The 19,563-nt window shown below is 70.6% G+C and carries 19 protein-coding genes; 11 read left to right on the forward strand and 8 right to left on the reverse strand.

Features of this window, described 5'->3' with window-relative positions:
* The first annotated feature begins 92 nt into the window (after window positions 1-92).
* A complete protein-coding gene (locus tag G339_RS0118140; RefSeq protein ID WP_026341562.1) occupies window positions 93-662 on the forward strand; it encodes a histidine phosphatase family protein in 570 nt (189 codons plus the stop codon).
* Window positions 663-708: 46 nt separating this feature from the next.
* On the opposite strand, the gene G339_RS0118145 is transcribed toward G339_RS0118140, so the two are convergent.
* The 3 genes from G339_RS0118145 to G339_RS0118155 all read right to left on the reverse strand — a co-directional run bounded on the left by G339_RS0118145 (window position 709) and on the right by G339_RS0118155 (window position 3,192).
* Window positions 709-1,266: a transposase gene (locus tag G339_RS0118145; protein ID WP_019632501.1), complete on the reverse strand. Its 558-nt coding sequence runs from the start codon at window positions 1,264-1,266 to the stop codon at window positions 709-711.
* Window positions 1,178-1,735 (reverse strand): helix-turn-helix domain-containing protein, encoded by a 558-nt coding sequence (locus G339_RS41110; RefSeq protein WP_420804499.1) that lies wholly within the window; start codon window positions 1,733-1,735, stop codon window positions 1,178-1,180. Before G339_RS41110 ends, G339_RS0118145 begins: the two co-directional genes overlap by 89 nt.
* Window positions 1,736-1,935: 200 nt before the next feature.
* Window positions 1,936-3,192 (reverse strand): NucA/NucB deoxyribonuclease domain-containing protein, encoded by a 1,257-nt coding sequence (locus G339_RS0118155; RefSeq protein WP_019632503.1) that lies wholly within the window; start codon window positions 3,190-3,192, stop codon window positions 1,936-1,938.
* A gap of 107 nt (window positions 3,193-3,299) precedes the next feature.
* Here G339_RS0118155 and G339_RS0118160 point away from each other — a divergent pair, with 107 nt between their 5' ends.
* Both G339_RS0118160 and G339_RS0118165 read left to right on the forward strand, forming a co-directional pair.
* Window positions 3,300-4,580 (forward strand): hypothetical protein, encoded by a 1,281-nt coding sequence (locus tag G339_RS0118160; protein WP_033323485.1) that lies wholly within the window; start codon window positions 3,300-3,302, stop codon window positions 4,578-4,580.
* A gap of 213 nt (window positions 4,581-4,793) precedes the next feature.
* Window positions 4,794-5,033: an HAD family hydrolase gene (locus G339_RS0118165; RefSeq protein ID WP_019632505.1), complete on the forward strand. Its 240-nt coding sequence runs from the start codon at window positions 4,794-4,796 to the stop codon at window positions 5,031-5,033.
* A gap of 134 nt (window positions 5,034-5,167) precedes the next feature.
* Here the strand turns inward: G339_RS0118165 and G339_RS0118170 are convergent, their stop codons facing one another.
* The 4 genes from G339_RS0118170 to G339_RS39895 all read right to left on the reverse strand — a co-directional run bounded on the left by G339_RS0118170 (window position 5,168) and on the right by G339_RS39895 (window position 9,756).
* On the reverse strand, window positions 5,168-6,205 hold the full coding sequence (locus G339_RS0118170) for an NsdA family TPR-like regulatory protein (RefSeq protein ID WP_019632506.1): 1,038 nt from the start codon (window positions 6,203-6,205) through the stop codon (window positions 5,168-5,170).
* Window positions 6,206-6,254: 49 nt separating this feature from the next.
* Window positions 6,255-7,316, reverse strand: a complete 1,062-nt coding sequence (locus G339_RS34250; RefSeq protein ID WP_019632507.1) for an NsdA family TPR-like regulatory protein — start codon at window positions 7,314-7,316, stop codon at window positions 6,255-6,257.
* A gap of 241 nt (window positions 7,317-7,557) precedes the next feature.
* On the reverse strand, window positions 7,558-8,322 hold the full coding sequence (locus G339_RS0118180; protein WP_019632508.1) for a 2'-5' RNA ligase family protein: 765 nt from the start codon (window positions 8,320-8,322) through the stop codon (window positions 7,558-7,560).
* Between the two features lie 9 nt (window positions 8,323-8,331).
* Window positions 8,332-9,756: an NsdA family TPR-like regulatory protein gene (locus G339_RS39895; protein ID WP_205625577.1), complete on the reverse strand. Its 1,425-nt coding sequence runs from the start codon at window positions 9,754-9,756 to the stop codon at window positions 8,332-8,334.
* Between the two features lie 465 nt (window positions 9,757-10,221).
* Between G339_RS39895 and G339_RS37935 the strand changes: the two genes are divergently transcribed.
* The 8 genes from G339_RS37935 (at window position 10,222) to G339_RS34280 (ending at window position 19,175) form a co-directional block, all read left to right on the forward strand.
* A complete protein-coding gene (locus G339_RS37935) occupies window positions 10,222-10,995 on the forward strand; it encodes an SAM-dependent methyltransferase (RefSeq protein ID WP_240489855.1) in 774 nt (257 codons plus the stop codon).
* Window positions 10,995-11,447: a DUF3307 domain-containing protein gene (locus tag G339_RS36885; protein WP_019632512.1), complete on the forward strand. Its 453-nt coding sequence runs from the start codon at window positions 10,995-10,997 to the stop codon at window positions 11,445-11,447. The genes G339_RS37935 and G339_RS36885 overlap by 1 nt, the downstream gene beginning before the upstream one ends.
* Window positions 11,444-11,812 carry a hypothetical protein gene (locus tag G339_RS39475; protein ID WP_019632513.1) on the forward strand — a complete coding sequence of 123 codons (369 nt, stop codon included), beginning with the start codon at window positions 11,444-11,446 and terminating at the stop codon, window positions 11,810-11,812. The genes G339_RS36885 and G339_RS39475 overlap by 4 nt, the downstream gene beginning before the upstream one ends.
* Window positions 11,809-12,558 carry a helix-turn-helix domain-containing protein gene (locus G339_RS0118205; RefSeq protein ID WP_169514762.1) on the forward strand — a complete coding sequence of 250 codons (750 nt, stop codon included), beginning with the start codon at window positions 11,809-11,811 and terminating at the stop codon, window positions 12,556-12,558. Before G339_RS39475 ends, G339_RS0118205 begins: the two co-directional genes overlap by 4 nt.
* Before the next feature lie 173 nt (window positions 12,559-12,731).
* The gene (locus G339_RS34270; protein ID WP_019632515.1) at window positions 12,732-14,012 is read left to right on the forward strand and encodes a methyltransferase domain-containing protein; all 1,281 of its coding nucleotides are present in this window, start codon (window positions 12,732-12,734) and stop codon (window positions 14,010-14,012) included.
* A gap of 115 nt (window positions 14,013-14,127) precedes the next feature.
* Entirely contained in the window at window positions 14,128-16,665 is a 2,538-nt protein-coding gene (locus tag G339_RS34275; protein WP_169514763.1) for a DEAD/DEAH box helicase, read from the forward strand.
* Window positions 16,662-18,725 (forward strand): tetratricopeptide repeat protein, encoded by a 2,064-nt coding sequence (locus G339_RS0118220; protein ID WP_019632517.1) that lies wholly within the window; start codon window positions 16,662-16,664, stop codon window positions 18,723-18,725. Before G339_RS34275 ends, G339_RS0118220 begins: the two co-directional genes overlap by 4 nt.
* Before the next feature lie 267 nt (window positions 18,726-18,992).
* The gene (locus tag G339_RS34280) at window positions 18,993-19,175 is read left to right on the forward strand and encodes a hypothetical protein (RefSeq protein WP_019632518.1); all 183 of its coding nucleotides are present in this window, start codon (window positions 18,993-18,995) and stop codon (window positions 19,173-19,175) included.
* A 107-nt stretch (window positions 19,176-19,282) separates the two neighbouring features.
* On the opposite strand, the gene G339_RS0118230 is transcribed toward G339_RS34280, so the two are convergent.
* Entirely contained in the window at window positions 19,283-19,555 is a 273-nt protein-coding gene (locus tag G339_RS0118230) for a hypothetical protein (RefSeq protein ID WP_019632519.1), read from the reverse strand.
* Window positions 19,556-19,563 lie beyond the last annotated feature (8 nt).

The raw sequence follows: 19,563 nt of genomic DNA on the forward strand, positions 1-19,563 counted from the left end.
CGCCGACGTTCGCTGAGCGCCAGCGCTCGGTGAGCTAGTGCAGTATCAGGCAACGTTCGCCCTGTGTTCGATGTGAGATATGGTCCTCAGCCGTGGGCGAGTTGGTGCTGATCAGACACGGCGAGACCGCATGGAGCCGGACCGGCCAGCATGCTGGCCGAACCGACCTGCCGCTGACCGAGGCGGGGGAGGACTCGGCATGTGCGCTTGCACCTCGGGTGGCCGAACGGGAGTTCGTCGCCGTCTACAGCAGCCCGCTGACTCGCGCCGTGCGGACCGCCGAACTGGCGGGGCTGAGCGGTGCGGAGCCCGACACCGACCTGATCGAGTGGGACTACGGCCGCTATGAGGGGCTGACCGCCGAGCAAATCCAGGAACTCAAGCCCGGCTGGGATCTGTGGCGCGATGGCGTCGACACCGGCGAGGACCTCGGGCACGTGACAGTGCGGGTCGATGCTTTCCTCGGCCGGGTCCGGCCGCTGCTGGACAAGGGTGACGTGGCCGTCGTTGCCCACGGCCACCTGTCACGCATACTCACCGCGCGCTGGCTCGGGCTCGACGCGTCGGCCGCGCGGCAGTTCGGGCACCCGCATCCGGGGACGATCAACACGCTGGGTTACGAGCACAAGCTGCCAGTCGTGCTCGGGTGGAACGTGCCGTAATGGCGGCTGCCCATATCCCGTCCAAGGTGTAGCTACTGCCGTGCCATTAGGCGACGTTGGCCCTGTCGACGACGGAGCGTAGGCGCCGGTCGTCGGCGTGGCGATTTCGCCAGATGATGTAGCGGCGGATCATGCTTCCCTGCTTCTTGTGGGTGGCGTGGTCGGTGCCGTCGAGGGTGAAGTAGCGCAGGGCGGTGAAGTGGGCTTCTATGCGGTTGAGCCAGGAGCTGTTGGTAGGGGTGTAGGCAATCTCGACGTTGTTCGCCGCGGCCCGGGTGCCGACCCTCTGGCACCTCTTCGTGGTCAGGTGCGGGGAGAAGTTGTCACAGACGATCGCGATTCGCACCGTCGGCGGGTAGAGGGTTCGCAGGTAGCGGCAGAACTCCAGGAACTGAGTGCGCTTCTTGACCGGCTTGATGTGGCCGTAGAGCTTGTCCTTGGCCAGGTCCAGGGCGGCGAACAGGTGCCGTACTCCGCCGTAGCGGTTGTAGGTGGCCCGCCGCCTGCGGCGGGGTTCACGGTCGGGGTCCTTGTCTTTGCCGGAGCGTTCGGCCCACTGCCGACCAGGGTGGGGCATCAGGTTGAGCGGCCCGAACTCGTCCATACATAAGACGACTTCGGGCTCGCCCTCCTCGGGTATGACCTCGCCGTCGGCGATCGCGTAGAGGTGTTCGACGCGGGCCTTCTTGGCCGCGTAGTCGGGGTCGCGGGAGGTCTTCCAGGTCTTCAGCCGTTGATAAGGAGACGCCTTCCTCGCGGAGCAGGATGCGCAGGCCCTCGTGGCTAATGTCGTCGACCACCCCCTCAGCGACCAGGAAGTCCGCCAGCTTCGTCAGGCTCCAGGTCGAAAAGGGCAGGTCGTATGCGGTCGGCTTGGACTTCGCGAATTCATTGATCTCGCGCCGCTCGGGCAGCGTGAACGTCCTGGGCCGACCGCCGGAGTACTTCGGATACAGGGAGTCGAAGCCGTCGGTGTTGAAGTTGTGGATCACATCCCAGACCCGATCCGCGCTGGTGAACGTCACCTCGGCAATCTTCGCCACCGACATGCCCTGAGCGGACAGCAGGACCATCTGGGCCCGCCGCCAGGTCACCACCGACCCGGTTCCCCGGCGGATGATCCGCAGCAGCCGCCGGCCCTCGTCATCATCGATCCCGCGTACACGTACTCGTTCTGCCACCCGGACAGAGTGACGGCCACGCGCCGCCCGGCACAGCACCGGGACGGCGCGTCACATCACAACAGGGCAAACGTTGCCTGCTACGGCACTAGCTAGGGAGTGATGACCACCTGGTAGGCCTCGCCGTCGAGGATGCGTTCGGACTGGACGTCGCGGCCGACTTTGCCGCCCGCGCCTGTGTTCTCGTCCTTGGGGACGTGGGCCCTGATGCAGGGTGCGACCGGTTCGTTGCGGACGACCGTCACGCTCCACACGCCGCCCACGTTGCGGGGTGTGATCTCCGTGCACAGGGAGCCGAGCGTGCCGCCTTCCCGGGTCCTGGCGAAAGGGAACTCATCGCAGGAATCGTCCCGGACGGTCGGGTCCGCCGCGAAGGGCTTCGGAGGGGCCTCGCAGCTGTAGTAGCGCCTGCTGCGCTCTCTCGTGTCGTCGGCGTCGCGCGTGAGCGGCTTCGCCGCGGTGCCGAGCCTGCCGTTGGTCAGGTTGTTCTGCGCCCATTCGTAGGCGACGGCGGCGGCCCCGTAGGCGGATTTGCTGATGGTCACCTTGGCCAGGTCCTCGGTGACGATGCAGCCGGGGTACTCACCGACCTTCCCGTCGCAGCGCAGCGAGGGGCCTGCCCAGCTCTGGTGGCTGATGACGGGTTTTGCGTTGGTGCTCACCACTTCGCTCTGGTAGGAGATCTGTGTGCGCTGCGCGACCCCGCCGCCTCGCACGGTGGAGTCGTAGGACAGCGTCCCGGTGTCGTTCTCCTCGCCCGCGTGCAACTCTATGCTCCCGCCGCCCCAGGCGGGCGGCCCCGCGATGCACAAGGTGCAGTCCGATCTCAGCGTGAGTTTTACGGCCCCGATGGTGTCCGACATCGCGCCGGCGTAGACGGAGATGCTCTCCTGCCACTTCGTGCTGTTGTACTTCGGCTCGGATGCGGCCACGACGGTGAGCCCGGCGGTGCCGAGGACGTCGCCGGCGGCGTTGACGAGCGCGTACACGATGTTGTGCCGCACGCAGTAGGCGTGACGGGTGGAGACGACGTCCTGGGGTTTGTCGGAGGCGCACAGGGCTGCCGCGTCGCCCTGGGGGGCGGCGGTGACCCTGGTCGCGGTGACGTGGTTGCGGATGCGGGCGAGATCCCGGGCGGAGACGGGGCCATGTTCGATGCAGGTCCACGCCGCGCCCTGGCGCGCGGGCCCGGTGCCGGGGGCGGTCGCCGTGCACGTGCCGTGGCCCTTCGGAGCCGCCCGGCCGGCCGGTGAAGACGTGGCGGCGGCCGGCGAGGCGCCCAGGGCGAGAAGACCTGCGGCGAGGACGAGTGAGGCCACCGCGGCCGACAGCCGTCTGACGCGTTTCACAGGCGGCCCCTCTTTTCTTTTCCGTTTCATACAGACATGATCGTCTATAAGAGACGTTTGCACCACCGGCCCGGCCCACTCGGCCGGAAGAAGGGGGAACCACGACGATGCGCTCCATCAGTCCGGCCCACCGCACGGCCAGAGCACTCATGGTCGCCACCGCCTCGGCCGCCGGCGCGGTCACCGCCCTTGGCCTGGCCGTCTCACCGGCCACCGCCGCACCCGCCCCGCCTGCGGCCGCGCAGGCGGCCGCGCCCGGCCAGCCCTGTACCGTGGCCGATCTCGGCCAGCGCCACCCGATCATCAAGAGCACCGAGGTCGCCCCGACGATCACCCAATTCAAGGGCTGGTACGTCACCGAGGGCTCGACCGGCTACCAGTCCGTCACCACCAGCACCCAGACGACCATCTCGGTCTCCGTCGGCCTCAACGGCACCGTCCAGGGCGGCTTCTCCATCGAGACCCTCGGCACCGTCGGCGCGATGCTCGGCCTGGACGTGCAGGTCAACTACTCCTCCACCAGCAGCGAATCGAATACGGTGACGTGGAACTTCAACCGGCCCGGCTACTACGGCGTCTACAAGGGCACGAAGAAGGTCACCGGAACCTACGGAAGCCTCAACTGCAATCGCGTCCAGCAGGGCGACGGCAGCTGGGCGCTGAAGTGGGTCGAGGGACCCGACAGCGGCGGCTTCACCACCTACACCACCCTTGAGGAAGGCGCGGTGCGCTGCGAGGACAACGTGCCCGCCAACAGCATCATGGCCAAGGCGCAGGGCCTCCTGGACTGCACCAGCACCGCCGCGAAGACCGCGCACCCGGCGGGCGCGGTCGCGCCGACCGCGAAACAGATCCAGGACCGCCACGCGCAGCTCCGGGCGTTGGCCGGCGGCACGTCCACCGAACGGCCCAAGGCCACCGCGCGCAGCGCGCAAACCACCCTCGACTGCCAGGCCACGGCCTACAAGATCGCCGTACCCGGTAAGCCCCTGTCCTGGAGCGGGCCGCTCGCGAACGACGGCGTCCGCCTGCGGACCTCATCGATCTTCAGCGCCCACCTGGACAACTGGCGGCTGTGCAATGTGACCGAGCACGACGGGATCCTCGAGGCCACCTTGTGGAACTGGGGCAACGGCGGGTGCGCGACCATCGCCGCGCAGGACGCGGCCGCCGAACGGGCGGTCCTGACGACGGCCTCCTGCATCGAGGACGACCTCCAGCGGTTCTACATCTACCGCGACGTGCCCGGCTCCGACAAGATCGGCCTCCAGAACAAGTACACCGGCTCCATGCTGGGCCACGACCGGTACGCCGACGGGGAGTCCGTCCGCCAGTACTCCAGCGGCAGGCAGGACGGTACGGGGACGTACTCCATGATCGGAGTCTGACGGCCCCCACCCCACGAGCGGCCCCGCACGCGAACCCTGACCTGCCGGTTCCGGGCGGGGCCCGCCACGCCCCCATCTCGAGCCCGCTCCCCGGACCGGCTCTGCCTGATCAGGCGGCTTTGTCGAAGCCGGGGCGGCAGACGCGCAAGACTTCCTGCTCGCAGGGGCGGGGCGAACGCAGACGCACCACGGCGACCAGACCGGCTGCAGTCGGTGCTCACCGGCAACATGCGGGAGGTCGCCGTGTGCAAGCTGGAGGCGTTCGACCTCGACTCCAACCTCGATCTGGAGGTGGGCGCCTACGGTTTCGACGCCGCCGAGCGGCCGCCGCTGGTCGCCCTCGCGCGCGAGCGCGCGGCCCACAAGTACGCCCAGACGTTCGGCCCGGAGACGACCGTGCTGATCGGCGACACCCCGGCCGTCCTTCGCGCCGTCCTGAACGTCACGCGCTGACGCGCTCAACCAAGTCCCGCACCACCGGGGTGTCGATCGGACGGAGCTGGTCGACCAACGCGGAAAAGCGGGTCGACTCATCGCGACTTGGTCTCGTCAGCGGCGAGTGAATATGACCACGCGGACTATGGCGTTTACGCGCGGTCTTTCGTCTTGTGCAACAGGTCTCGGAATTCTTGGGTCCACTCGGCTTGGCGCTGGTCGCGGGGCAGTGCGTCCAGGCCGGAGGTGATGAGCGCGGCGGCGTCGGCGTTCGCGCCCACGTGGTGGAGGGTGAAGCCCATCACGGCGCGGAAGAAGGGCGGTGTGTACCAGTAGAGCGAGGGTGGCGGTTCGGTCATGTGGTCCACGCGGGATTCGGCGTCGTCGATCAGCGCGCGGGCCGTCTCGACGTCGCCGAGGGCCGCGTGGCCCTGCGCGGCTTGGAGCGTTGCGTAAATTCGCTGTGAGGGGTGCGCGCCGTGTGCGGCGAGGGCCCCCTGGGAGAGGCGCACCACGGCACGCATGTTGCCCTGGTGGCGCGCGACGTAGCCGCGGAACGACATCGCCGTCGCGGCGGTGGTCCCGTCCTGGAATTCGTCGGCTTGGTCTTCGGCACGTTCGAACAACGCCAGTGCGGCAGCGTGCCGGCCCTGGGCCGCATGGAGCCAGCCGGTGAAGACGGTCCATTCGGCGATCAGACGGCCGAGCCGATCGTGAGCCGGGCCCGTCCCGTACTTCAGCGCCTCGGTGACCGTCTCCAACTGCGCCGCGACGGGCTCGATCAGTGAGGCGGGACCGATCGCGTCCTCCAGACGCCGCTGGCCGGCGAGAACGTCGGCGAGGGCACCGAGCGCGCTTTGGTCGATGTGTGTGGGGTTGGCGAGGGCGTGGGCCGCGTGGTCGATGGTGTCGAGACCCGCAGCAGGCGGGTTGTCGCCGAAGAGTTCATGTTCCGGGCTGTCGAAGACACAGCTGAGGAGCCACCTGTAACGGCGGCCCGGGAGATGCTTCCCGGTTTCCCACTGCTTGATCGAGGTCGCCAGCGACGGAACGTGCGGCAGGCGATCACGGTCGGCCGGATCAGCGGCGGCACGAAGCCGTCGGGCCAGGTCGGTACGGGACCAATACGGCGAAGTCTCCCGTAGCGCACGCAACCGCGCACCGACCTCGGCCGCACTCCCGGCTGACATCGTCCTACACCTCTCCAAAGAACAAGGGCTACCACGCACTTACCCGGTTCTATGCCTGCTCCAGTTCTCGTCGCAGCGCGTCCCGGTATTCCCGCGTCCATTCCGCGCCCTGCTGATCCGGTGGCAGGGACTCCAGGCCAGCCTGGATATGCTCAGCCGCCGCCGCGTGCTCACCGAGTGCGCCCAGCGCCAACCCGATATTGATGTGGTGGAAGTCGGGCGTCAGCCAGTACGCCGTGTCCGGCGGCAGGGTCCGCGCCGCCACGTTCTCCAGCGCGTCCGCCTCGGCCAGCAACCGCCGCGCCGCCGCTGCGTCGCCTAGTAGCGCGAAGCCCTGCGCGGCTTGAACCGCGTCCCCGAGCCGTTGCGCGGGCGAAGCGCCGGGCGTGTGGTAAGCCGTGAGGAAGTGCCGAACGATGCCGCGCGGGTTGCCCTGCTGGCGGGCCAGGTAGCCCTTGAAGTTCGCGGCCTGCGCGGCGAGGACGCCGTGGCCTGCCTCGTCGGCGATGGTTTCGGCGTCAGTCAGCAGATGCGCGGCGGCATGGTCGACGCGGTGTTCGGCGAGCAGCCAGCCGTGGAACTGCACCCATTCGGCGGCCACGGGCGCGAGTAGATCCCGGCCGGTGCCGCGGGTCTGGCGATACAGGTTGACCACGGAGTCCGCTTGCGCGCGCGTCGAGGGAAGAACGGCAGCGGGCCCGAGCGTGTCGTCCAGTCTCCGCTGCTGCACGAGGATCGTGGCAAGCGATTCCACGACGACGCCGTCGAGCCGAGCAGGCCGAGTGAGCGCACTTCCGAGCCGGTCTTCGTCGTCGGGCGTCAACTCGACGCTCACGGCGAAGGGCGCCGCAGCGACGTGGAACAGTTCGCGCTCCGGGCTGTCGAAGACGCGGCTGAGGAGTCGGCGGTAGCGGTGGCCGGGCAGGTGTTTCCCGGTTTCCCATTGCTTGATGGAGGTGGCCAGGGAGGGCACGTGCGGGAGAAGGTCGCGTTCGGCGGGGTCGGCCGCGTCGCGGATCAAGCGGGCCAGGTCGGTGCGGGACCAGTACGGCGGTGCTTCCCGCAGCGCACGCAACCGCGCACCGACGTCCCCGGCGTTGTCGACCGGCATCTCCTACACCCCTCCGAAAGACGGGTTTCCACGCTCTTACTCGGTTCTTCCCCATCTTCCGTGATGCAGCGAGCTACGCGCGGTCCTTTGCGGCGCGCAGCACGTCTCTGAGCCACCTGGGAGCCCGGCGGGACGTCGGTGAACCGCGGACCCGGTTCTATGCCTGCTCCAGTTCTCGTCGCAGCGATGAGCTTTGCGGTCGGTCACGCTTTGGCCGGGGTGCGTGCCGCAGCGGCGGCGCTCAGCGGCAAGGCTGAGAGCCGTTGCTGGTGCTGTTCAGCGGTATCTCGTGGAGGGTTCGCCAGATGTAGGTGGTGTCGTCGCGGCGAAGTTCGACCAACGCGAGTGCGGACACCGTGATCGTGATGATCGGTTCGGTGCGGCGTGGGGCGACCAGGTCGATGACCGGGCGGACAGGTCTGCGTCGGTTGTTGTAAGTGATGCCGAGGTGCGGGCGGAACCGGGCGGTGGGCGGTCCCCCGGGGAGACCGGCCTTGTTGTTGAGGCGGGTCAGCGCGGCGTGCGTGGCGACCAGCGGCCGCCAGGGCGCGACGCTGAGCCGGATTGCGCCGCGCGAGCCGGTCAGCGGCCCGGCAGCCAGGGTGAACGGCGAGGAGGACTCGTGGGAGCCCTCGTTCGCAGCGGTCAGCTGCGCGAGGTGGGCCTGGGCTTGCGCGGCGAGGATGTCGATGCGGGCGGGCGAGACGTCGCGGACGTCGCCGATGCGCGTCATCGTGATGTGCAGCCCAGCAGCGGGAACCGGGTCCATGCCCAGCGGGGCGAGCGCCCGCTGGTGGTCGGCGGCCGCGCGCGTCAGTTCGCCGGACTGTGGAAGGACCATCCAGTAGTAGGCACGTCTGCCCGGGTACCAGCCTGGCCGATCCCAGTGGTCGCGCATCTCGTCCAGGGCGACGAACGCGCGCCAGTCATGGTCGGCGATGACGACAGGATCGTCCAGGTCGGCGGGCGGGTCGACGGGGAACGCCTTCGGATCGGGTCTCAGCACGAGAACCTCTTACCAGCTCGATACCGCCGAGGACGCTGCCGAGGCCGCGTTCCAGAGCCGGAAGTCGTCGACGTACGCGGCGGCCTCTTCCCGGTCCCGCCATGGCCCGATGCGATCGGCCAGCTCGCGGGCGCGCTGCGCAACCGAACGGATCGGCGCCGCCGCCGTCACGGCAAGGGCCGCGCGGCCGAGATCGGCGGCCTGCTCGACGTCCGGCTGCCGTGTCCGCAGCAACCCGGCGGCGACATCGAGTCGGACCAGCCCCTGCGTCCACGGGGAGGTGGACTGCTCGACGTCGTCCTGGATCATTTCGACGTCCGCCAGCGCGGCGTCGACGCGGTTCATCGACACCCGCGCGGTGACGGCGTTGGCCAGGGTCCGCACCAGGCTGTAGGGGCCGAGGGAGACGCATGAGGACACTCCGGTCGGGAGTTCGGCGTCGTGGCGGGACGTCAGCGCCATCGCCTGACCCAGCGCTCGCTCCGCTCCTTGCTGGGCGTGGCGGTCCATGCGAGCCAAAGCCCGGGCGCGGCCGTTGGCCAGCAGCCGGATCGCCTGCGGCGAGCGGGGGGCCAGCGCGATACCCGCCTCGGCAGCGGCGTCGGCGGCTGCGTAGTCGCCCCGGTAGTAGAGGTCGAAGGAGCGTGTGCCCGCGATCCACTGCTGCAGCGCGACATCCTGTACGTGTTCGGCGAGGGACTGGGCCTCCCGGCAGTAAGCGTCCGCGAGGTCGGGACGCGCGCAGTTCACCGACGCGTATCCCAGCAGCGCCGAGACCTGACCGGCTGTGCGGAACAACTCGCGGCGTTCACCGGGAAGTTGCTGTCCCTGAATGAGCGCGTGCAACGTCGATCGCAGGGCCGTCAGCTCCCCGGCCAAAGGCCTTGGTCCAAGGAGCTCATAGCGATCGACGATCCTGGTGATCGAATCCCGGATCGTCTCCAGCACCTGCGGATCGACGTTCGAGGACGTCAACGCGTGGGTTTGGAGCATGATCTGGACCGGATTCCCCAAGGCGACGACAACCGGCGGGTTCTCGGCCGACGCCCCGACGCTTCGGTGGTCGCCCTGCGCCTGACTCGCCGGTGACGCATACACCGGCGATGACCCGATCATTGCGGCCGGCCCATCCAGCGACCGGCCCATGCTCGGAAGCTGCTGAACGCCAGCGCCATCGTCGCCGAAGAGTTCGTGTTCCGGGCTGTCGAAGACACGGCTGAGGAGTCGGCGGTAGCGGTGGCCTGGCCGGTGTTTCCCTGTCTCCCACTGCTTGATCGAGGTCGCCAGCGACGGAACGTGCGGCAGGCGATCACGGTCGGCCGGATCAGCGGCGGCACGAAGCCGCCGAGCCAGGTCGGTACGGGACCAATACGGCGGCGCTTCCCGCAGCGCACGCAACCGCGCACCGACCTCGGCCGCACTCCCGGCTGACATCGTCCTACACCTCTCCGAAGGACACGGGCTTCCACGCTCTTACCCGGTTCTCCCCCATCTTTCCTCTGGTCGCGCCCGCACTGCACCGAATTCACTGAGCACCACGGAAACGGCATCGGACCGAACGATGACGACGTAGCCGAGAACGAGGTTCATCGACGGCCCGGAGCCGGGTTCACGCGTCCGGCTGCGGCGCGGCGCGTTCAGGCCCGCGTCGCAGCCGGGCGTCCAAGTCGTCGCTCGGAGCAGGATCAGAGGAGAGGTGAGGCGCGTGGGCAGCAGCGTGCAGCCGCCCCCGGAGAAGCCGGTAGCCAAAGATTCGGCGGGTTCCTCCGCCGGGCCGCCCAGGCCACACGACCCGTACGACGTTCCGCGCGGGTCGCGCGGCGAGAGCGGGTCTGCGCACGAAAGCAGGATGCCGTGAGTGAACCCCTGCTCGGCGGTCAGCAGCCGAGCGTGCCGGGCGTGTACGACTGCTTGCTCGGCGGCAAGGACCACTTCGCTGCCGACCGGGCGTTCGCCGAGGATCTCGTTCAGCGCGTCCCGCGCGTCGTGCAGATGGCGCAGGCCAACCGCACGTTCTTGCGACGGGCCGTACGCCATGCCGTGTCCTTGGGATTTCACCAGTTCCTCGATCTCGGGTCGGGGCTGCCCTCGGGGCAGAACGTGCACGAGATCGTCGGCGGCATGGTCGGCCAGCGAGAACGGGTCGGGGTCGTCTACGTGGACCGCGACCCGGTCGTCGCGGTCCACGGCCGTGCCTACCTGGAGACCTCCGAGTGGGTGCGGGTGGTCCAACGGGACTTCACCGATCCGGAGGCGGTGCTGGCCGATCACACGGTGCGCGGTGTCGTGGACTTCGACCAGCCGGTCGTCCTGGTGTTCGCATCGGTGCTGCACTTCGTCGGCGGGTGCGCCGCAGGACTGGTCCGCGCCTACCTTGAGGCATCGCGGGCCGGCGGCGCGGTCATCATCTCCCACGTCCAGCGCCCCGACACGGTCGACGACGACCACATCGGAGAACTGGAGTCCCGCTACCAGGAGGTGATGGGCACCGGGACGGCTCGCACGCGCACCGAGATCCTCGACCTGTTCAACTGTGCGCTCGGTACCCGCCTCGTCGAACCGGGACTCGTGAACGTCGAAGACTGGCGGCCCGACCGCACCGAGGACGGCGCGGGCGACAACCCGCTGCCGTTCCTGGCCGGGATGGGAATCTTCGGGCGGCGAGACGGGTGATGATGCGTCCGGCCTTCCGCTTCTCCCGCACTCCACCGCCGCGTCTCCCGCCGCCGCTCGGGGGCCTGCTCACCGCGCACGTGCTGGGCGACTACGTCCTCCAGCCGTCCTGGATGGCCGCCCGCAAAAGCTCGCGGTGGAGTATCGCCGCCCTGCATGGGGCCGTGTACGCGGCCGCGCACCTGGCGGTCACCCGCGATCCGGCGGCGCTGCTGCTCATCGGCGCGAGCCACATGGTGCTGGACCGGTTGCGGGCCGCCGAGCGGCTGGCGCGGATCCGCGATCGGTGCGGCCCGGACCATCTGTTGCCTTCTCCCGAGCGTGACCGGGACGCCCGGCCCGCCAACGGCGCGGCCGACGGGAAGCCGTGGCCGACCGCCGTGATCGACAACACCGCCCATCTGCTGTGCAACGCCGCCGCCGTGCGGCTGTGCCGACCAGGAACCCCATGACCACGACTCTCTCCCAGCGGCAGATCCTCCAGGCGTTGAACGCCCTCGCGCGTGAACTGGCCACGCGCGAACGCGTGTGGGTGCAGGAGGAGGTGGAAGCGCAGCAGGTCGTCATCGCCGGAGCTGGGCCGACCGGGGAGAAGCTGGACGGTGCGCAGATCCGCATCGAATGCCGGCCGTTCCCTCCGTTCCAGGACGCGCTGGTGTTCGTCGTCGTCGCCCCGGGGCAGGCGGCGGTGCCCGAGGAGCACCGCCGCGCCGACGGACTCTTGGGGAAGGCGGTCTTCGTCGAGGAGTGCGCCGACAAGGCCGTGGACCTGCTGCGCGCGCTCGTCGCTGCGCCGACGCGGCACGACCGCGCATGAACCGCCCGCGTCGACCGCGCCCGTCCGCGCAGACGGTGCTCGACTGGATCATCGAGCACCACGGCGAGCCGTGCGTCCGAACCCCCGACATCGCCACGGCGCTGTCCACCACGCCGAGGATCCTGCGTGAGGTCTGCGCGGACTGGTTCGGGCAGACCCCCTTCGGCCTGCTCACAGCGGTCCGGGTGCACCACGCGCACGTCGACCTTCTGAAGGCCGCGCCGGCCCACGGCCAGGTCACGGCGATCAGCCGCGCCCACGGATTCACCAGCCCCGACATGTTCGGCCACCACTACCTGCGGCAGTACGGCGCGCGACCGTCAGAAACGCTCCGGGACCGCCGCGTCCGGGTCAAGCCGTACTCCTGTGGCATCCGCACCACAGCGGACGCACGCCGGTACGTGCGAGCGTTGGGCACGGACGGGATTCGCGCGAGCGGCGCGGGGGTCACGGGCCTGCTGCTCGGCGAGGGCATGCTGCTCGGCGAATGGCCGCCGCCCGCGCTGCACCGGGGGCTGCCGCGCACCCGCTCGGGGACGTGGGAGATCACCAGGGAAATCGCCCGGGTCGTCCGCTGGTCCAGCAGCCGCCAGGTCCTGGCCGTCTCCTGCGAGGGCGGGCCGCCGCAGCCGCTCGGGATCGAGCCGTTCGCGCAGGGCGACACGTGGGACGACCTGATGACGGTCGCTTACGGCACGTTCGCGGTCCTTTCGCCGTGCTGCGTCGCACGGGCGATGTTCGTGTGACGACGGGCCTGGCCGCTGGTCATGGCGCGGGATGCGCAGGCGGTCCGGTTCGCAACTAGGCGGTCCGGCTGTCTTTCGGCTCGGGGCCGCCTCGGGGGCCGGTGCCAGGTGGTGGGTCGAAGGCCGTGCGCCGTTTGAGTTCTGACGCTCCGTCCGTTCCGAAGGATTTTCGTATGCTCTGGCAGATCGCCGCTGCTGCGCTCGCTCGCGACGTCACCGTCGCCGACGTCGGGTGGAGCCGCGCTGTGGAGACCACGCCCCGCCACGAGTTCGTGCCGCACTGGTGGACGCCCGGCGTGTGCCTGCTCCCGTCCCGCCTTCCTGGTGCCGCGACGCCGTGGCGCGCCGACAGCGAGCGGTCCTGGCGCTGGGTGCGCGGTGAGGCGGGCGCTGTCGGGCACGCGGTCGTCTACCACCCCGACCGGGGCCTGGTCGTCAGGGTCGGCGCCGACCACGCCGACCGTGCGCGCGCCACGCAGCGCGCGCTCGACCGCGCCGGGTTCGGCCGCGGCGGGGACGTCCTGGTCGAGGGCGCGGCCACTTGCACCGCGACCGCGCCGCGCACCCTGATCCGGTTGTTTCGCGCGGCGGGCGTCCACGACACGACGCGTGTGCTGGAGATCGGCACCGGCACCGGGTACGGGACGGCGTTGCTGGTCGCGCGGCTCGGTGACCGCTACGTCACCACGATCGACCAGGACTCTGACCTGCTGCGCGCTGCCCGGGACCGTCTCGCCCGGTTCGGGCGCCGGCCCGCCATGCACGTCGGCGACGCCACCACCGCGATTCCCGACGGCACCTACGACGCGATCGTCTCGACCGTCCCCGTCAACCCGGTCCCGGCCGTCTGGCTCGCCGCGTTGCAGCCCGGCGGACGTCTGGTCACCCCAGTGCTCAGCACCCACCTGGTGCTGACCGTCACCGCGCACGGCGACGGAACCGCGACCGGCTCCCTCGACGTCCTGACCGCAGGCGACCGGCAAGGGGTCGGCGCGTTCACCGACGTTCCGCCCCGGGCAGCGGCGACGGCCGCGGACCGCCGGCACTGCCAGGCCCTCATCGCCGACGGCGAGCACGTCGGGCTCAGCGACGTCCCCGCCCAGCCGCTCGCCGAGGACTCGCACCTGTTCTCCACGCTCGGTCTGGCGGTCCCCGGCGTGCGGGTTCATCACCATCGGCCCGGACCTGCCGCGCCACCCGCGGGAGTCGGCGCGACGACGTGCCTCACCCACCCCGACGGGTCCTGGGCCCGTGCCGCCAACACCCGCCAGGGGACCGAGGTCCATCAGCACGGGCCGCGCCGCCTTTGGCACCTGCTCGCCCACGCCCGCGCCGACCTCGACGCGACCGGCGGCGTCTGCCCCGCCCACGGCGCCACCGTCCGCGTCACCCCGGACGGAGCGCTCCACCTCGACCGGTTCGCCCGCACGCCCGCTTCGAACAGCGCGCGATGAATACAGCCGGGCGAACGGCCCGAGCACGCCGTCCCCGCCTTCCCTCGTGATGACCGATTGCAGGAGGTTCGTACCATTGCTCGCGCTCGATGAAGGCTCGTCCGGCGGCGAGAGGATGTCTGCGGCCGATCGGTGGGCGCACCAGCCCGCCGCCGTCCGCGCGATCACCGATGAACTCGGCGGCGGGGGTCGTGCGCTGCTGTGGTCGGCGTGCGGCACCGGCAAGTCCCGGATCGCCGCGACCGCCGCCCGCGACCTGGTGCCCGGCGGCCGCGTGCTCGTGCTGGTCCCGACGCTGGATCTGGCCTCGCAGATGGTCGCGGCGTTCCGCGGGGTCGGCGGCGCCGGCCGCCTGGTGGTCGTCTGCTCCGACACCGAGATCCTGTCGGCGGACGGGCTCGAGCTTCCCGGCACGGTGACCACGCGGCCCGACGTGCTCGCCGCCGCGACCGGCGGCGCCGGCCGGATCACCGTGGTGTGCACGTACCACAGCCTTCCGGTGCTGGTCGCCGCGCACGCCCGGCACGGGCTGCCCGGGTGGGAGCTGGTCGTCGCCGACGAGGCGCACCGCACCGCGGGCCGCGCGGGGCAGGCGTGGAGCGTCGTCCACGACGACGTCGCGGTTCCGGCGGCACGCCGGCTCTACATGACCGCGACTCCGCGCATCGCCGGGGACGCCGACGAGCGCGTGTCGATGGACGACGAGAAGGTCTTCGGCCGGGTGGTGTTCCGGCTGTCGACCGGCGAGGCCATCCGGCGGGGGCTCCTGGCGGACTTCCGGCTGCTGTGCCCGATCGTCGACTGGGACATGCTGAACCGCCTCGGCGTCGACCCGCGCGATGCCCTGCAGTCGCTGAGGGTGGGGCGGACCGCGCTGGCACCGCAGGTGCTGGCGCAGCAGGTCGCGGTCCTGCGCGCCGCCGCCGAGCACGATATCCGCGCCTTGTTGACCTTCCACAACCGCAACGCGGCGGCGCGCGGCTGGGCGCAGGCACTGCCGCAGACCTGGGAGCTGCTGCCGCCCGGCGAGCGGCCGGCGACCATCGCGGCCTGGCATGTCCACGGCGACCAGGACTCGGGGGTCCGCCGCGCGGTCCTGGACGGGCTGCGCGGCGGGTCCGGCGAGGGGCTGCGGGTCGTCAGCAACGCGCGGGTGCTGTCGGAGGGCGTCGACATTCCGAGCGTGGACGGCGTGGCGTTCGTCGACGCCCGCTCCTCGGTCGTCGACATCATCCAGATCATCGGCCGCGCGCTGCGGACCGGAGGCCGCGACGACAAGATCGCCAAGATCATCGTTCCGGTCCTCGTCGGCCCCGACGAGTCCCCCGAAGCGGTGCTGGACGGCTCGCGTTTCAAACAGCTCTGGCGGGTGCTGCTGGCGCTGCGCGCCTGCGACGACCGCGTCGAGGCGGCCCTGGACGCCGAACGGCAGCGGCTGGGGAGAGCGGAGGTCGACGGCGCGGACGCGACGGACACGAGCCTGGTTCCCGACTGGTTGACCGTGACCGGCCGCCGCGTGCCCGACGGCTTCGCACAAGCCATCTGGGTGCGGGCGGTGCGCACCACGACCCCCTCCTGGATGGAGTTCTACGGGGCCGCGCGCGCGTACCTGGACCAGCACGGGCACCTGGAGATCCCCAGCAGTTACCGCACCGCGTCCGGCCTGACGCTCGGCCGCTGGCTGCACCTGCAGCACAAGGACTTCGACGAGTTGAACCAGGAGCGAAAGCACCTGCTGCGCGCCCTCGGCCCGTGGGAGAGCGAGACCGACCGGCGCTGGCGCAAAGGCTGCCAAGCCGCGCGCGCCTGGGCGGAACACAGCCCCGCCGGCCTCCACAAGATCCCGCGCGACTGGACCCACGGCGAAGTCCGCCTGCACACCTGGATCGTCGACCAGCGCAAGGCGTTGACGCGCGGTCAGCTCGACCGGGAACGCAAGGAACGGTTGAACGAGGTGGACCCGACCTGGTTCCTGACGGTCGGGCAGATCCTGCTGCGCGCGGCCCGGGCCTTCGCCGCCGAGCACGGCCACCTGCTCCCCGACCGCGACTACGTCGCCCCCGACGGGTACCCGCTGGGCGAAGCCCTCCACGCCAAACGCGCCAGGAGCACCGCCGAGGGCGCGACCAGCGACGTCGCGGCGGCGCTGACCCGGATCGGGATGGTCTGGAACATCAAGGACGCCGCGCTCCTGCGCGGCGTCATCGCCGCGCGGCACCACTACCGCGCGCACCGCACGCTGGCGGTCCCTCCCGGCCACCTGTGCACACCCGACACCTGCGGAGACGACTACCCCCTCGGCGCCTACCTGGCGAAACGCAAACAATCAGTGCGGGACAAGGCCGCCAGCGCCACGCGGATCGCGGCGAAACTCGACGCGATCAGCACCTCCTGGCGGCCGGTCTCCGCCACCGCCCGGCGCGCCCGCAACCTCGAACTGGCCGCCGCCTACGCCAACAAACACGGCCACCTGCCCCGGCCTCGGGGATCACGGCTGCCCAGCCCACGACCCGAAGGCGAGGACTTCCGGCAATGGCTGAGCGCCGAGCGCGTCAAAGCACGCAAGGGAACCATCCGTCCCGACGTCTTCACCGCGCTCCAAGGCCTCGACCCGAGCTGGCTCTTCACCCCGGAAACGACGGCTGATTCATGAGCACCGGGCCTCGCCGGAGAACGACGTCGGGGTCGCGGAGCGTCCATGCCGACACCGTCGGGACCGTCGTGCAGGCCGGCGGCGACGTCCGCGTGGGCACCATGCACTTCCACGCCGCCGAACCGGCGCCGGTGCCGCGCCAACTCCCTTCCCCGCCGCGTGTGGTCGACAGGGACGAGGCCCGCGCGGCGCTGGCCACGGTCCTGGCCGCCACGCGCCACCCGGCGACCGCACCGACCGTGCTGATCAGCGGCGGCCCGGGGATCGGCAAAACGACCGTGGCGCTCGCCTGCGCATGGGACCACGCCGACTCCTACCCAGGCGGGGCCTTGTGGGCGGACCTTCGCGGGCACAGCCGCCTACCGGCCGCTCATCCCAGCGACGTCCTGGCCTTCCACCTGCGTGCCCTGGGCGTCCGCGAGACCCGGATCGGCAGATCGCTCGACGAGCGCGCCGCGCAGTACCGCACGCTCACCGCCGCCCGGCCCGTCCTGGTCGTGCTGGACGACGCCGCGTCCGCCGACCAGGTCGTCCCGCTGCTGCCCTCCCCGCCCGGCGCGGCCATCGTGACCAGCCGCTCGCGGCTGGACCGCCTGCTCGGCGCCGTCGGCGCCGAACTGGTCCTGCTGCCGCCGCTGGACACCGCCGCGGCGCTGGACCTGCTCGCCGACCGCATCGGCCGGCACCGGGTCGACGCCGACCGCACCGCCGCAGTTCGGATCGTGCGGCGCGTCGGGGGTGTGCCGCTCGCCCTGACCGCGATCGCCGCCGGCCTCGCCGCCCGTCCCCACCGCAGCCTGGCCGGCCTCACCCCACGGTCCACGCGACCGCCCCTGCCCGAGGAGGCCGGGATGGACGACGCCTTGGACCAGTCCTACGAGGTACTGCCACCCGCCGCGCAACGCCTGTACCGGCTCCTCGGCCTGTACCCCGGGCAGACGCTCGACGCCGCCGTCGCCGCAGCGCTCACCGGCGACCCGCTCGACACCGCCGCCGCCACCCTGGACGCCCTGACCGACGCGAACCTCCTTCAGGACCAGCCCGGCGAGCAGTACCGCCTCCCCTCCCCGGTCCGGGAGCACGCGGGCCGTCGCGCGGCCGAGGAATCGGCGGCGAACCGGTCGGCCGCGCTGAACCGTCTCGCGGCCTGGGCGGCGGCCGCCGCCCTGCACGCCAGTCGAACCGCCGCCCCGTACCGGCGCCTGCCCGCACCGACCGTTCCGCCCGACGTACCACCGCTCGACCAAGCCACGACGCCCGCCGCCGCGCTGGACTGGCTCGACACCCGGTCCCCCGACCTGCACGCCATCGCCCGCCAAGCCCACCAATCAGGCGACCACGTCCGCGCCCTCCAACTCGCCACCGCCGTGTGGCCCGCCGTCCAGCACCGCGCCGCCCGCACCGACCAAACCGACTTCGACCAGCTCGGGCTCACCGCGGCCCGCGCCCTGGGCGACCGCGCCGCCCAGGCCACGATGCTCAACCGGATCGGACGCGACCACCTGGAGCGCTACCGCGCGACCGGCCAGGCCACCGACCTGGACGAAGCACGCACCCAGTTCACAGAAGCCCTCACGGTGTGGGCCGCGCTCGGCGACGACCGCCGCGTCGCAGGCACCCGGCGACGTCTGGCCTGGACCGCACGGGAAGCCGGCGACCCAACCAGCGCCTACCAACTCCTGCGCCACGCCCTCCGCGACTACCAGCGCCTCGCCGACGACCGCCACACCGCACTCACTTCCAACGACCTCGCCGACCTCCACCTCGCCACAGGCAACAACATCGAGGCCGCCCGGGCCGCGGAACGCGCACACCTGCTGCTCAAACCGACCACCGACCGCTACGACCGGGCACGAGCACTGATCCTGCTCGCCCGCGCGATGCCCCCAGGGACACCCAACGCCCGCCAACTCGCCACAATGGCGCTCAACACCATGCACCAGATCGCAAGCGACACCGGACAAAGCGAAGCACTAAAGGCACTCGCCGAACTCGCCGACCATGACGGAAAACCGAACCTTGCAGCGAAACTGCGACACCGCGCCCGCACGCCGCAATAGGCTCACCTCCCTGGACCCGCCGAACGCGCGCGGAGCTGACATGGTCTCCACGCGCGCCGACGACCATCTCTTCGAGGAGTCACCGAGCCGGGCGACGGACCCGCGCCCACCGGGCCCCTGCAAGCCACTTAGAACGGATCGTAAGCGTCTTTCGCGCACTCCTCCGCGTCCTTGTTAGCTCGGGCTGCGTCTGCAGGGGACACGTTCTTCGGCGCGACGACCATGTCTCCGGGCTGCGGGTCGGGAACCGTCCACCCTCGGGACCTCATGCACTTTGCCGCCTTCACGAGGCTGGGGTTCACCGTTCCGCGGCGCGACGTCGTTGTCCGCGGCCTAGCGTCGCTCGAAGCCGCGGGCGTCGATGGCGACGTGGGAGAGGGAACCGTCGAAGAGGACGTCGGTGAGGCCGTCACGGCGGCTTCCTCGCTCTTCACCCCCATGCATGCTTGAAGCATGAATAGCAGCGCCATCACCGCAGCGAAACCTGAAACCTTCTTCATCATTGCACACCATTTCAAGACCGGCGACATACCACGCATATAAAAAGTCAGAACCGTCTATACGCTTCCCACCTCGCCTTCAATCCCCTTACGATCGAGTGCTGAAATCTTTTCCTGCTCCATCAGCCGACGCGAATCCCTCTCCAGCATCTCCGCCAGGAGCGGATCCGCACGGATCCATCCGCCTTCGTATGCGACCCACCAACCTTCCTCGTACTTGCGGATGAACGGAATGCTTCGAGCGAGGTCCTGCACCCGGCCTTCATCGACCGCCCTGGACATCTCAGCGTGGCTGATGATGGTGAGGCGATCGGAAGATTCAGAATCCACGGTCGCCC

It is taken from the genome of Actinomadura atramentaria DSM 43919 (genome assembly GCF_000381885.1).
Classification (GTDB): domain Bacteria; phylum Actinomycetota; class Actinomycetes; order Streptosporangiales; family Streptosporangiaceae; genus Spirillospora; species Spirillospora atramentaria.